Source organism: Paraburkholderia sp. Clong3, assembly GCF_050436485.1.
Classification (GTDB): Bacteria; Pseudomonadota; Gammaproteobacteria; order Burkholderiales; family Burkholderiaceae; genus Paraburkholderia; species Paraburkholderia tuberum.
In genome coordinates, this window is the sequence record NZ_JBNDMH010000003.1 from 2,224,243 (window position 1) to 2,238,618 (window position 14,376).

General features: G+C 65.1%; 10 protein-coding genes. 3 read left to right on the forward strand and 7 right to left on the reverse strand.

The window, feature by feature from the left end; genetic code table 11:
- Window positions 1-168: 168 nt before the first annotated feature.
- Window positions 169-882 (reverse strand): J domain-containing protein, encoded by a 714-nt coding sequence (locus OKW30_RS33615; RefSeq protein ID WP_429348744.1) that lies wholly within the window; start codon window positions 880-882, stop codon window positions 169-171.
- Between the two features lie 725 nt (window positions 883-1,607).
- On the opposite strand from OKW30_RS33615, the gene OKW30_RS33620 reads away from it, so the two are divergent.
- The 3 genes from OKW30_RS33620 (at window position 1,608) to OKW30_RS33630 (ending at window position 4,373) form a co-directional block, all read left to right on the forward strand.
- A complete protein-coding gene (locus tag OKW30_RS33620) occupies window positions 1,608-1,823 on the forward strand; it encodes a transcriptional regulator (protein ID WP_187626537.1) in 216 nt (71 codons plus the stop codon).
- A gap of 203 nt (window positions 1,824-2,026) precedes the next feature.
- Window positions 2,027-3,481, forward strand: a complete 1,455-nt coding sequence (gene iaaH / locus OKW30_RS33625) for an indoleacetamide hydrolase (protein WP_429348745.1) — start codon at window positions 2,027-2,029, stop codon at window positions 3,479-3,481.
- 103 nt (window positions 3,482-3,584) lie between these two features.
- Window positions 3,585-4,373, forward strand: a complete 789-nt coding sequence (locus OKW30_RS33630) for a CDP-diacylglycerol diphosphatase (protein ID WP_429348746.1) — start codon at window positions 3,585-3,587, stop codon at window positions 4,371-4,373.
- Between the two features lie 236 nt (window positions 4,374-4,609).
- Here OKW30_RS33630 and OKW30_RS33635 read toward each other — a convergent pair whose 3' ends face one another.
- From OKW30_RS33635 to OKW30_RS33660, 6 genes are all read right to left on the reverse strand, one after another.
- The gene (locus tag OKW30_RS33635; protein ID WP_429348747.1) at window positions 4,610-6,274 is read right to left on the reverse strand and encodes a glycoside hydrolase family 44 protein; all 1,665 of its coding nucleotides are present in this window, start codon (window positions 6,272-6,274) and stop codon (window positions 4,610-4,612) included.
- Window positions 6,252-7,427 (reverse strand): alginate O-acetyltransferase AlgX-related protein, encoded by a 1,176-nt coding sequence (locus OKW30_RS33640; protein ID WP_429348748.1) that lies wholly within the window; start codon window positions 7,425-7,427, stop codon window positions 6,252-6,254. Before OKW30_RS33640 ends, OKW30_RS33635 begins: the two co-directional genes overlap by 23 nt.
- 4 nt (window positions 7,428-7,431) lie before the next feature.
- A complete protein-coding gene (locus tag OKW30_RS33645) occupies window positions 7,432-8,841 on the reverse strand; it encodes an MBOAT family O-acyltransferase (RefSeq protein WP_429348749.1) in 1,410 nt (469 codons plus the stop codon).
- 153 nt (window positions 8,842-8,994) lie between these two features.
- Window positions 8,995-9,690: a cell division protein FtsQ gene (locus tag OKW30_RS33650; protein ID WP_429348750.1), complete on the reverse strand. Its 696-nt coding sequence runs from the start codon at window positions 9,688-9,690 to the stop codon at window positions 8,995-8,997.
- 50 nt (window positions 9,691-9,740) lie between these two features.
- Window positions 9,741-10,391 (reverse strand): SGNH/GDSL hydrolase family protein, encoded by a 651-nt coding sequence (locus OKW30_RS33655; RefSeq protein ID WP_184062768.1) that lies wholly within the window; start codon window positions 10,389-10,391, stop codon window positions 9,741-9,743.
- A gap of 52 nt (window positions 10,392-10,443) precedes the next feature.
- Window positions 10,444-14,199 (reverse strand): cellulose synthase subunit BcsC-related outer membrane protein, encoded by a 3,756-nt coding sequence (locus OKW30_RS33660; RefSeq protein WP_429348751.1) that lies wholly within the window; start codon window positions 14,197-14,199, stop codon window positions 10,444-10,446.
- Window positions 14,200-14,376 lie beyond the last annotated feature (177 nt).

Genomic DNA, 14,376 nt, shown 5'->3' on the forward strand with positions numbered 1-14,376 from the left:
GGTATCTCGACTCACGGGCACAGAGCACAACTTTGCGAACGATGGGCAGTGTACCAGTGTCCGGCCCACTGTTTCAGCACCCTGTCAATATTTGCCAGATCAACCGACGCTGCCGCCGGCCCGCCGGTCCGGCACGATGGGCCTGGCCCGGTCGCCGTCGGCGGCGGGTCAGAACTTCAGGCTGTTGAGGAACTGAAACCACAGGTTGCCGAGCGCGCCGGCCGGATGCATGTCGCTGACGGTTTCGTCGCGCTTCGCATGGTTCTCGCTTCTGGAAGGCTGCGTGTCGTGAGGGGCGGTTTGCGAGGCCGCGCCGGTGTCTTGCGCGCGGTCCGCCAGTTCGGGCTCGGACGCCTCGGCTTGCGCCGCTTGCGCGCTCTTCGCGGTCTTTCCCGCGCGTTGGGCGTTTTGCGCGGCGTCCGCCTCGTCGCGGCGCGCGGCCTGCAACGCCGCGACGCTGTCGGCGATCTGCGCGGCGCGCTGCGGTTCGCATTGCCGCCCGAGCAGCACGCCGAACAGCACGTCGCGATTGTGGCCCTGGTCGGCGAAGCGGATCGCGATCGACACCATCTCGGCATACGCGGCTTCGTCGGCCGCGCGCGCCGCTGCCTCGCGCTTCGCCTGCGCGCGTTGCCGACGCGTGTGCTGCGCCTCCCACTCGCGCATCTGCTCGGTGTAGACCGCGTCGTAGACGTTGCGCTGCTCGGCATCGGACAGGATCGCGTACGCGTCCCTGATTTCCTGGAACGCCGCGCGCGCCACGTCCTCGGCACCGTGGTTGCGGTCCGGATGCCACTTCATCGCGGCTTTCCGGTAGGCCCGCTTGATTTCGTCGTCGGTGGCGTGCGCGGGCACGCCGAGCGTCTCGTACAGGGTTGCCATGCTGGACTCGATCTCGCGAAAAATCACTGCGGGCATCGTAGCATGCTAAAAGCGGCGTCATCGTGACCCGGCCTCCACGCAGGCACGCGCATGCCGGCATTGCCGCGATGGCACGGCGGCAGATCGTCCTCCAACGGCCCACGAAAAAAAGGCCCCACCACTTGCGTAGCGAGACCGAGTCCCATGTCTAAGGAGATGTCATGGAGGAGACGAGCCCATTTTATCGTCAGACCCGCACGCGCCCAACCATCGGTTCGCCATATGCTTATCGGCCGCGCGCTCACGTGCATTGCAAAGCGCGCGCCGCGTCGAGCCATGCGACTGCGAGCCTGGCCTGCGCACCGAGCCCCGCCACCTCCATCGCCGCTGACGGTCGTCCCGCGCGCGTGCTGCACGCGGTCTGAATACTCCCCGGGCACCGTGACGCCGCCGCAATCGCGCGCGGCGCCACGCTTTGCGCCGAGCGACCGTGCGCCACATAACAGACACCGTGCCTCCACGCGAATAGAGTCACCGCACACAGCGACTTCGATCCAATCCGGGCTTCTGATTACCACTCCGGCCCCGCGCTGATCTGCTTTCGACGAAAGATTGGTTCAACCGCTGCGCAGCGCGCCCTACGCTTGACCTGCCCGCCGCTTCACTCACCTATGGCAACGACAGGGCCGCGCCACACGCATTGGTATTCCGCACGACATTCGCGGGCACACAGACAAGTCAAGATCATGAACTCACACATCCGCTACAAGGGCTACGAGGTCGAAGCGGCAACGCAACCGCTCCCCAACGGATTATTCGCCGCCAATCTGACGATCGAGCAGCGCAACGAGAATACGCGCAAGGCTTATTCGTTCGACGCGCTCGACTACTTCTTCGACGAAGAGCATGCGCTCGCCTACGCGTCGGACTGGGGGCGTATGTGGATCGATAATCACCAATAAGGCGATCCCGGAGCGCATCGATGTCGATGACAGCGAGCACGACAAGCGTTGCGCATCGCCCGGCATCGGGTTTGAGGCGGATGTGCCAGAATAGCTGAACCCTTGCGTTCGCTGTCTGCCCGCGTGAGCTGTCCGCGACTTCGACGGATGCAGTCGAAACTCGCGCCGCCCGCGACGCACCCATCGATACGGAGACGCCGGTCATGACATGGACCGTCGACGCACAGCTCGCGCTCAGCGCGACACAAGCGGTCGAGGCGCTGCAATCGGGCCGCCTCAAAGCCACCGACTACGTCGCCACCCTGCTCGCGCGCGCCGCCGCGCTCACGCACCTGAATGCGCTCACCACGCTCGACTTCCACGGCGCGCTCGCGGCGGCGCAGCGCATCGACGCATTGCCGCCGGCTGAGCGGGCACGTCTGCCGCTCGCCGGTTTGCCGATCGTCGTCAAGGACAACATCAACACCGCAGGTCTACCGACGACGGCCGGCACGCCCGCGCTCGCGGGCTTCGTGCCGAACACCAACGCCCCATCGGTGCAACGCCTCGTCGACGCGGGCGCGATCGTGCTCGGCAAGGCCAACATGCACGAACTCGCGTTCGGCATCACGAGTACCAACCTGTCCGCGCACGCGGGGCCGGTGCGCAATCCGTACGATCCGTCGCTGATACCGGGCGGCTCGTCGGGCGGCACCGCGGTGGCGATCGCCGCGCGCATCGCGCCCGCCGGACTCGGCACCGACACCGGCGGCTCGACCCGCATCCCGGCCGCGCTGACCGGCACCGCAGGTTTGCGTCCATCGGTCGGCAATGGCGGTGCCGAGCGGCGCTATCACGACCCCAACGCGGTGGTGCCGATCAGCCATACGCGCGACACCGTCGGGCCGATGGCACGCAGCGTCGCCGACCTGGCGCTGCTCGACGGCGTGATCACCGGCGACGGCGCGTTGCCTGCGATTGCGCTCGATGGCTTGCGCATCGGCTTGCCCGCGCCGCTGTGGGATGCTCTCGAGCGACAGGTCGAGGACGTCGCGCGCGCCGCACTGCAAAAGCTCGAAGCGGCGGGCGTCACGTTCGTGCCGGTCGCGATGCATGAGTTGGAGTATCTGAACGGGATGGTCGGCGGTCCGCTCGCCATTCACGAAGCGCGCGACGACGTGCTCGCGTGGTTGGTCGCGAATCGGGCGCCGGTGCAAACCGTCGCCGCACTGGCCGTGCGCATCGCGAGCCCGGATGTGCGCGCGATCTACGACGACGTGCTCGCCGACGTGCTCGGCTCGCACTACTCGGCGGCGCTCAACTACTGGCGACCACGGCTGCGGAACTACGTCGCCGCGACGTTCGCGAATGCCGGTCTCGACGCGTTGCTGTTTCCGACGACGCGGCTCGTCGCGGTACCGATCGACGATCTGAACGGCTCGTCGACGGTCACGATCGACGGCGGTCCACCAATCGATACGATGGAAGCGTTCCTGCGTAATACCGACCCGGCCGGCACATCCGGCATTCCGGGGCTGTCGCTGCCGGCGGGTATCAGCGCGAGCGGGCTGCCGGTCGGCCTCGAACTCGATGGACCGCTCGGCTCGGACAGGCGCCTGCTGGCCATCGGTGTCGCGTTCGAACAGGTACTGGGAACGTTGCCCGCGCCGGTGCTTTGAAGCCCGTGTTTCACGTGCGCGCCATCAGGTTTGTGCTTTAATGCCAGCGCGTTGCAGCCCGCATTCCGACGCTTTGCCCGCCCGAACCTCCCCTTAAGCGACGATGACGACCCCCCCCACCGCCCTCTCATTTCGCGGCCTCGTACGCCGCGTCGTTCATTTGAGCGCCGTGCTCGCGGTCGCTTTCGCCGCCAGCGCCTGCGCGCGCCTCGCGACGGTCGATTCCAACGCGCTGTGGAAGATCGTCGACATCCGCTGCGTGCCGTCGCAGCAGGCCACGGGCACACCGGGTCAATGCACGGTCGTCGATCTCGACAAACGCTACGTCGTCCTGAAGGACATTCTCGGCCGCTCGCAGTTTCTGCTGATGCCGACCGATCGCATCACCGGCATCGAAAGTCCGCTGATCCTCGCGCCCGATGCGAAGGACTACTGGCGTGACGCGTGGGATTCGCGTCATTACGTGCAGCAGGCGGTCAAACGCGAGTTGCCCGACGATCAGCTCGGCCTCGAAATCAACTCCGAATCTCGTCGCTCGCAAAACCAGCTGCATATCCACATCGACTGCATGCGGCGTGAAGTCAGCGCCGCGCTCGCCGATCACGCTCACGACACGCCCGGCGAGTGGCGTTGGGAGACGCTCGATGGCGAGCGCTACAGGATCATGCGGGTGAACTCGCTGAGCGGCGCCGACAACCCGTTCCGGATCGTCGCCCGCGACAATCCTGATCCGGCGACGATGGCCACGCAAACCATCCTGGTTACCGGCGCGGGACCGTCCGCGGCTCGGGATGGCTGGCTGATCGTCAACAGCGGCATCGACATCGAAGGCGGCAGCGGCACGGCCGAAGGGCTGCTCGATCACGCGTGCCGCGTCGCGGACGATCATTGAGCGTTTGCCGAACACGCAGAATTCGCGCCCGCTTCCACGATTGCGCAGATGCATTGCTCAATCAAATGGTTCGGGCGCACAGCGTTGCCCCGTACGATCGGTCTGAACCTGCGAGTCGCGACGGCGATTGGCGCGACGTACCCGCATGGCTCGCGCGATACACGATCAGATCGAGCGGCTCAAGGCCGGCATCCACCGGGCCGGAATTGGCCCGCACCAGCATGCGAGCAACGGAGTCAGCGCCGGCCCGCGCCGTGCAAAACCAGCAAGGTTACGGTTTTCGGCGGCAGAGTAAGGTGCAATTGGCCGCTCGCATAGTCGGTGTCGTGCAGACGGGATAAGGCATTGTCCATCAGTTGCCAGGTCTGGGCTTTGCCTTGAGTCACATCAAAGTTGTTGATCGCAATGGTGGCGTCAGCCGGTTGATCAAGCTGCTTGTTGATCACCACGATGGTCATGACGCGGTCGTGATCACGCACGGCGGCAAAAGACGAGACCCGATCCGGGTCGGGCTGCGTGTCGGCGATGCTGGTGGTGCCAAAGCCCGAGCCCTGGCCATCGTAGTTGCGATAGAGCTTGATCGCCTTGTAGACCGGCATGTCCCGATTCAATGTGCCCCAGCGCGTGGCAATGTCCAACCCTTCCCGGCCAAAGATGCCCAGCACGTCGGCCTGGGCCGTGGCGCCGTTCATGGTCGTATCGCCGCCCCAACTGTATTCCGTCAGCGCGATCGGCGTACCAGCGTAGTAATAGCTGTCGACCCACCGCCGCATCAACGGAATCAGGGCCACCACGCTGTTGATCCAGGTCGGATCCTTGTAGCTCGTATCCCACAGGTCGCGCGTGGAGCGGTTACGGGCGAGTTCAATGGCAGGCGTTTCAGCCGTGGCCGCATTCTGGTTTTCCTTGAATTCTCCGCCCTGCGGGTAAAAGTGCAGGCTGAAAACGTCGACAGGGCGGCCGGCCTGCTTCCATTGCGTGAGCAGCCATGGGACGTAGTCCATGCCTCGCGTTTCGTTTTCCCTGTCCGGCGGATTGCCCTGACCGTGCGCGGCGAAGTATTGTTGATCGAAGCCGCTAAAACGATACCCGGTCCAACCCCACTCTTCCGGCGCCACGACACGCGCGCCCGGGTCTGCCGCCTTCACGGCGTGCGAATAGGCGATCACCTTGTTCGCTACCTCGCTGGCATGGGCGCCGATGGGATGCATGTCGCGATGGTTGAGTTGCCACAGACTCGGCTCATTGTCCATCAGGTAGTAATGCACACCGTCCGAGCCGGCACTACCGGATCCACGCATGAGTTGCCTGACGCGCTCCTGCTGGCTCTGCGGATCGTCCAGCAACGAAGCATCGTCCGGGTCGTTCCTGATAGGGGTGCCGTCGGGTGCGATGCCGTTGCCCGCGTCAGACAAACCGTGAGCGTCGACACTCTGCTGCTTGCCGTACTTGCTGACCGAAAAACTGACGAGCGGCTTACCGTCCTTATCGAGTCGCGCTACCCTGCCGATCATCGGGATGGTCAGCATCGGTAAAGCGTGTCCGTCACGGGTAAGCGCCGCGAAACGGTCGTTATATTGGTAGATGTCCTTTGGATCGGTCGGCAGGCTTTCGAAAAACCAGTCCTGGCCCGTGTTGTGAGCGTCGACCCGCCAGTTGTAAGCCGAAGCGGTGTTGCCGCCCGAGCGGTTGATCGGCACGCGCAGATCCCGCAGGATTTCCGCCGTCCCGAAGTTCAAGCCATAGATGAGCGGGCTGATTGGATGCCGGTTGGCCGCGGCATCCACCGTAATGATCACCGGCAGCGGCGCAGCCATGGGCAGATCGGCGTATAGCAGCGCGCCCGCCCCTAGCATCATCGCCATCAAGCTATGGCAGTTAAAGTGTCCTGGCTTCGACATGCGGAGTCCGTGAGTCTATGGCGCTGGATTTCGGCACGATGACCGTATCTTCCGCTTCGAGCGGCGACTGCAGATCCCGTTCGTCCAATTCCCAAACGACGAGCCTGGGCGGCGTCTGAGCATAAGCCGGACTCGCGAAATAGGCGCGCGCCGAGCCGCCGAACTTGCCGCCCTCGCGTGCGAAATTACCCACGCCTGTTCCGAGTGCCAAAGCGAGCTGAGGCACGAAATCGGACGTCGTCGAATAAGAAGTGCCGATCACGGCGATGCCAGGCAGATCGGCATCGCCGAACAGATCGTCGGCTGACGCGGCCGCCTGAGCCTGAGGAATGTAGTCACGGCTGGCCGCAATCTCAGGCCTCGGCTGCCAGGACGGCGGCAAATCATCCAGGCCGGCCAGACGCACAAGATCGCCGGGCCGCCGGCCGGGAGGCTTGTCTGTGACGCGATAGTCGGGCTTGCTCGAACCCAGCGGGACCCCCATCGCACGGATGCGCTGCGCCACGGCCTGCGCCGCGGCACCCGCGCCGTCCTCGGTCCAGTGCGTGTCAGTCCGAAAAAAAGCGCCGCCCGGCGCGCCACGCAGCGCCGCACTTAGATCCAGCACCTGCACGCCGTCAGCGGTCAGACGCGAGGTCCACTCAGCGAGACGCGCACCCAACGAAACCGGTCGATACAGACTGCACAGATGTTGCGGCTCGATACGCGACTTGTCGGGCACCACGACGACCAGCAACGCGATACCGTGCCTCGCCAGCTCGCGCCGCACGGCGGCCACCGTGTCCGCGCGCGTGGCGAGATGACTGTCGCTATCGGCATACACGCTGAGTTCGTCGCGCAGGAACAACCAGCCCGGGCAGCCCTGCCGCACGCGCGGGCCCAGATCGTGCAGCGTCAGCCAGCCCAGCGCACGCTGCGCGCGCGCCGCGTCGGCGGCGATCGGCGTATCGGCCATGCGATTGGCGAGTTCTTTCGATACCGCACCGTCCAGAATGCCGGCCCGGGTCACGGCATGAGGCAACACCGATTCGGTCGTCGACGCGAACCTGAGATTGGAAAGCAGGCCCGCGAACAGGAAGACCATCAGGATGACGGCGGCGATCTTGCTGGCGCGCGAGGCGGGTAATTGAGGTAGCGGCTTGGGATCTTCCATGGCGTCAGAACTGGAAGTAGAGGAAAGGCACCGCGCCGCGCGCGACGATCAGACCGAACGACAACAGAAAACCCGCCAGCGGCCACCCCGCCTGCCATAGCTGCCGCAGCGCCGTGTCGGGAAGGCTATCCCAACGCTGTTGCCAGAGCGGCAGCAGCACGCACACGATGCCCAACCCGGCAGCCAGAGCGTGCACGGGCCGCAGCAGCACGAGCGTCGCGTCGCTCAGGCCGATGCCATTCAAACCGAACTGGCCGCGATACATGGCGAGCGCGGCAGGGAAACCCGCCGCGCGAAACAGTGTCCACGCGAGCATGACGAAAACCAGCGTCAGCACGTGCGATAACCAGGACGGCATGGTCAGCATATCGAACCGGCGCCAGAGGCGCGCGACCATCAGGGCGATGCCGTGAACGAGGCCCCACAGCAGGAAGTTCCAGCTATCGCCGCCGTGCCACAGGCCGGCGATCGCCATGGTCAGCAACAGATTGCGGCAGGCTTGCCACTCACCGTGGCGGTTGCCGCCCAGCGGGATGTACAGGTAATCGCGTATCCAGCTCGACAACGACAGGTGCCAACGGCGCCAGAAATCCTGAATGCTGCTGGCAAGGTACGGATGGTTGAAGTTCTCGGGAAAGCGAAAGCCCAGCATCTGCCCCAACCCGATGGCCATGGCGCTGTAGCCCGCGAAATCGAAGAACAACTGCAGCGTGTAGAAACCGCAGCCCAGCCAGGCGTCGGCCAGCGTGGGCGCGTGCAACGAGAAGATCGCGTCGACCAGCGGCGAGAGTGTGTCGGCCACCAGCACCTTCATGCTCATGCCCACCATGAGCCGCCTTGCGCCGGCTGCAAAACCGTCCCAGTCGACCTCGCGCGACACCAGCTCGCGCCTCACCCACGTATAGCGAATGATCGGCCCCGCGATCAGATGCACGAACATCCCCTGATAGGCGCCGTAACGGATCATGCTGCGATCGGCCGCCACCGTGCCGCGCTGCACGTCGATCAGATAGGAGATGGATTGCAGCACGATGAACGAAAGCCCGATGGGCAGCACGACGTGTCGCCAAGGGATGGACCCTGCATGGCCTGCCCCCAGCACACTGTCGAGACTATCGACCACGATGTTGGCGTACTTGTACCAGCCCAATATCAGGACGTTGACGACGATGAACACGGCCAGCCAGCCACCGCGTGCACGCTGGCTCGGCGCCCTGTCTATGACCATGCCGCCGAACCAGCCCCAGAAGGTCAGCGCGATGAACAGCAGCAGAAAGACGGGGCTCCACCAGCCGTAGAAAAGCCAGCTGCAAAACAGCAGCACGCCATTGCGCCAACGCGCGGGCAACGCGACGTAGATCGCCAGAAAGGCCGGCAGAAACAGCGTCAGGAATTCGAGGGACGCGAAAACCATGCATCGTTCTCAATCGAAAAAGATATCTGGACCGACGCGCCATCGCGAAACACACCGAACCCCGCTCTGCCCGTCGTAACCAGATGAAAAACGGGGAACAGCCGGAAATCGGCGATGAGCGGCGTCGCTTTCAAGGAGGAGGCGCAAATGCGATCAGCGGCTCACCGCGTCGTTCGCCATGAAGATGCGCGAATGCGCCCCGCCCGGCACGAGCAACACCGTATAACGCTGCCCCGCCGCGAGCGTACCCAGGCTGAGCGGCTGCCCCACAGGCTGGCCGCCGCAGACCAGCTGCACCGAGAGGGCGACCGGGTTGACCTGGCGCCGCCTGGCTTGTCCCACAGCCACGCCGTCGAGCAGCACGATGTCGCGACCCGGCACTTTCAGCGTGGGTGTCGCGCAGCCAGCGTCGAGGTTGTAGAAAGCCACCGAAGCTTTGAGCGCATTGAAGTCGTCGGGTTTTTCGCGGACCGTCACCGTATGCAGGCCACCCGCTTTATCCGCGCCATCGAGCGCAACGATGCTGACGAACTCGCCAGGCTGCACCGTCGCCGATACGTCCTGGTGCGCACTACCGGCTCTCAGTGTGCCGCCCACCGGTTTGCCGGCGGCGATCGGAAGGAAGTGAGTGGCCGGGTTCGCGGCGTCGAGCGTCAGACGCGCTTTCGACCCCGCCGCGCTTACGTCGACCGGACCCGAACCGCCATCGACAAAACGCACGAACGACGAGTCCTCCGCGGGACCGGTCGGGTATAGCGGAATTTCTGCGGCCATGGCCGGCTGCACGGACAAACCGAGACCGGACAGAGCGAAGCCGGACAACAACAGGGAGGAGAGGAAATTTTTCATTCTTTTCTCAAACGGGAAACCTGGGCAGGCGCAGCTCGAAGCCCGGCGCGTCATTTCTGCGGAACGACAGGCAGCTTGACCAGTGCCTTCATGATGTCCGTGCCCCAGTACTTGTAGCCGGTCGTCGTCAAATGCTGACCATCGACCGTCGCCCATTCGCCCGGCCTGGAAAACGTGAGCGAGTCGATGTACTGACACGGCGCGACATTGGCGGCGAGGAAAGACGACAGCTGCTTCACACGGGCGAAGCTCTTCTGATACTTGCCGCCCTCGGTGCCCCAAACCGGCCCTACCCAGACGCAAGCCGTCTTGTTGGCGGCCAGGTCTTGCGTCAGCGCCGTGACCTGCTGCCAGGCCCAGGCCTTCGGGAAATCGTCCTTGCCGTATCCGCCGACCGTGTCGCCCTGGACGATGATGACGAGCTTGGCCTTGTTCGCGGCGATCAATTGATCGACGGGTTGAGTCTTCGCGTTGTGGTCGATGACCAGGGGCGCCTTGCCGTTACGCTCGGCGCCACCGCATGTGCCGGGCACGGACTTCACCCAATCGCCGGGAATACTGCCGCAGACGCCGTAGGTATGCACCTGCGCGCCAGCGGCGATCAACTGATCCTGCAACGTATCGATGAGATAACCGGGTTCGCTCAGATGGCTATCGCCGACTATGAGAATGCTGAGACCAGCAAGTACGGAAGCAAGCATGACTCTTCGACTCCTGAAAAATAATCAATGTCCGATCGATCAGTATGGCGGGCTACTGATCGCTGTAATGCGACTGGTAAGGGATGACCGGCATATCGAGCGCCTTCGTCTGTGGCGCAAGGGTATAGCGCAGATACAGGCCCGCCGCCCACTGCCGGTAGCTGGACGAGTTGTTGGCGCCCACCGAGGCTCCGCCAGTCAGATGATTGGTGAAGCGGTATTCGGCCGTGGCCAGCAGGTTGTAGCCGAAGCCGGTCGAGGACTGGTCGGGATGGATCGCGCCGTCGGCGAGGCCAATGGTCGAAGCCGCTGAGACTGCTGCGGCCTGCAACCCGCTGTCGGTCGGGAAATACGGCGAGCCGGCCTGGTGGTAGTACTGCACACCGACGGCCCCTTGCAGCTTGTAGGTCCAGCGCTCCGAACGCTGCGCCCACGTGAGCGGCAGGTTGAACGCATAGAAGCGCTGCGGGCTGAAGTAGCCGCCGTTGCCGTAGGTGAAGTTGTTCGCGTTGTGGTCGTAGATCATGCCGCTCAGGTTCACGCCCGCGCTCAGCATGCTGTTTTCCGTGCGCAGCAGGTACCAGTACGTCCCGGCGCCGACCTCGGCACCGACGTTGGACTGGACGTTATGACCGTCCAGGTATTTCGCGGAACCGTAGCCGTAGACGCCGTAGTCCTGATTGTCGAGGCCGATCGCACCATGCACGCCGGTGGCAGTCACGCCACCCCAGCTCAAGCCGGATCGCGAATCGGTCGAGCCAGCAAAAGACGTGATGCTGTCCGTCACGGCGCGGCGCGACACGCCCACGTTGAACCAACTGCCCTGCCCGGCATCGATGGAGTTCCTGAACATCACGCCGCCAACGACATTGGTGTACTTGAAACCCAAAGGCGTGGTGCCGATGTCGGCCACCCAGTTCCCGGTCTCGTAGCCGAGACCCAGACCGACGCCGTAGGCGGTCTGTTTGCCCGGTGCGGCGACCTTGCCGGCCTGCTGCGCCCGGGTGGCGGCCGGGCCGCCGCCGAACTGACTGGCGCTGAAGACGTCGGTACCCAACGTGCCGCCCTCGAGTTCAACCGGCGTCACGCGAATGGAAAGCTTGCCGTTGTCGACCGGCAGCACCCCTTCCAGAGCTTGCTGCACGCTCGTCAACTGACCCGTACCGGGTGCTGCGTTGTTCGACGAGACGAACAGCCCACCCCTGACTTCCGGTGAACGCTGCGCACGGAGGTCGCTGAGTTCATTACGCATTTCCTCGAGCGACGGCGAACCGTCCTGAGGCTCGCTCACCGCGACCGTGTCTTGCGGCGCCAGGCCGCCGACCGGCGTGCCCGCCACGGTTGGCAGAGCGGATGGACCAGAGGACGAGCGCTCGCGCGCAGCCGTGGATGTCACGGTCGAGGCAGTCGCGCTCGCCGCGGTAGCAGCCGGAGCAGCCGGAGCGGCAGCGGGCCCGAAACCCGGCTTCTGGTTCGCCAGCACGCAATCCGGCGCCGCGGGTTGCGGGGCGAACGTTTCGGCAGCGGGCAGGCGACGGTGGCGGACCTGACGACGATGACCGTCGTCGTCGTGGACAAAGGGATTGCCCGCCACGTGGACGTCTTGCGCCTGCACGCCGAGCCGCTTTTCCTTGGCGGCAATGGCGGATTCCAGCAGCGACTGCGCTTCGCGGGTCTTGCCCTGCATGACGTAAATGCGCGCGGCGCCGGCCAGCACGTCGGGATCGTTGGGCGCCTTCGCAACGGCCTCTTTCAATGCCGCATCGGCAACGCTGTTCTTGCCGGCCTGCACTGCCGCCATCGCGACGCCCAGTTGCAAACCCGGATTGTTGGGGTCGTTGACGAGCGCCTTCTGGTAAAGCGACAGTGCCTGGTCATACTTGTCATCGGCGGCGTACATGCGCGCGAGCGCGGCCGTGGCGAGGCTGTCGTCGGGCCGCTTCGCGAGGATCGGCGCCAGCGTGTCGTAGGCCTGCGCGAGGTCACCTTGCTGACGTTGCTGGTCAGCCAGTCGCACGGTGTAGAGGTAGTTCAGTTCGTTCAGTTGCCGGCGCTGGTCCGCGGTCAGCGTCTGGCCGTGCAACTCGCGCATCGCGAGCCCGGCCTGGACATACTGGTTGGTCTTGAGCAACAGGCCCAGATAAGCCAGTTGCACATCCGGGCCGCTGCCCTTCAGACCGTTAGGCATCAGCCCGTGCATCAGGCTCATGGCGCGCGGCGTGTTGCCCGCGTCGACATACGCCTGCGCCAACGCGCCCACCTTGGCCGGGTCTTGACCCGCCGCGGGTTCGAGCCGCGCCAGCACACTGCGCGCATCCTCCAGATTGCCTTCGAGCGCCGTTTGCGAGGCTTGCGCCACGACCACCTGAAAATCGATCTGCTGCGCCGTCGCAACCATGTTCGGCGTGCGCGAGGCGGTGGAGATGCGCGTCATCGTGTCCTGCGCGCGCGTCCAGTCGCCCATCTGCATGGCCAGCAGCGCGCTCGCATAGAGCGCGTCGGGATTGTCCGGGTTCGTGACGAGCAGGCCGTCGACGAGTTGCTTCGCTTCGTCGGCATGACCCTGTTTGAGATCGTAGCGCGCCAGCTCCAGGCGAATCCACGGGTTGTCGGGCGCGCTGCGCTGGGCGTCTTCCAGAATGTGCCGGGCCGCGCTCAGATCGCCACGCTGCGCGGCGGCATCGGCCCGGCCGGCGGCGACGGCGGCGCGCAGCCGATCGAGCCCGCCGATGCCGGCCTTCTGTTCGGGTGACATGCCGTCGATCAACTTCTGGGCCTCATCGGCGCGTCCCGTCTGCGCCAGGATATCGATGAGGCCGCTCGCCGCCTCGCGGTTATCGGGGCTTGTCGCCAGCACGTCGCGGTAGCCCTTTTCAGCACGCGTCAGATCGCCCTGCGCCGCATCCAACCGGGCCGACGCATTGCGCCCGCCCGGCTCGGCTGGATCCAGCCGCAGCGCCTGATCGAGTTCGCGTCGCGCGGCGGCGAAGTCGCCCACGTTTTGCGCGCCCTCGGCCTGGCTCACCAGCAGCCAGTAGCGCGCGGAATTGAGGGCCTTGGCCCAGTTCGCGCCCGCGCCCGGACGCGACACCGCCCGCGACAGCAGCGTCTGCGCCTGCGCCAGGTCGCCTTGCTGCATGCGCACGAGGCCCAGTCCCCCCAGCGCATCCGTGCTGTCGGGTTTGTCACGCAGCACAGCGGAAAAGGACTGCTCGGCCGTGGTGATGTCGCCTGACTTGAACGCGGCGAAGCCGCGTGTCAGTCGTGCATCCACGACCGGACCGGCCGGTGCGAGCGGATGCGGCGCCAGCATCTGATGACGTATTTCGTCGTCGTCCGGATGCAGCTTCAGATAGTCTTCAAACCACGATCTGTTTTTCGGCGTGGGCGTGACCCAAGTCAGCACGGAGCGCCAGACTTCCGTCGCTTCGCCGCCGATGTCCGGACGAGCGGCAAGCTTTTCCAGAAGGGCGACACCCGCCGCGCGATCCTGTTCGTCGCGCACCATATGCTGGGCCAGCGGCAACATGGTGTTCGGATCGTTCGGCGTCTCGGCATTCAGGCGCTCGAGGCCCTGGATGGCCTGATCCACACCGCCATCCGTATAGCCGAGATAGCTGTAATACTCTCGCGCCACACTGCCCTGCGGCGCTTTACCGCCCAAGGCCTTGTTATATTCGGCGATGGCCGCCAGCAACGCGGCCTGATCCTTCTGGTTGACGGCGTCTTGCGCCATCTGGCGCGCCTTGGCGAACGTGGACTTACCCGGTTCGACCGCGAGGCGCAAGCTCTGCTCGAGCAGCGGCACGAAGCGGCTGCCCGGCGCGGCCGCACGAAGTCTGGCCAGATACCCGTTCGCCGCCGCGAACTGCTGCTTGCCGACGGCGATCGTGCCCATCCCATACAGCGCCTCGGGCTGCTTCGGGTCGCTCAGCAGCAGTTTCGACCAGGACTGCGCGGCCAGATCGGGCTTGTCATGCGTTTG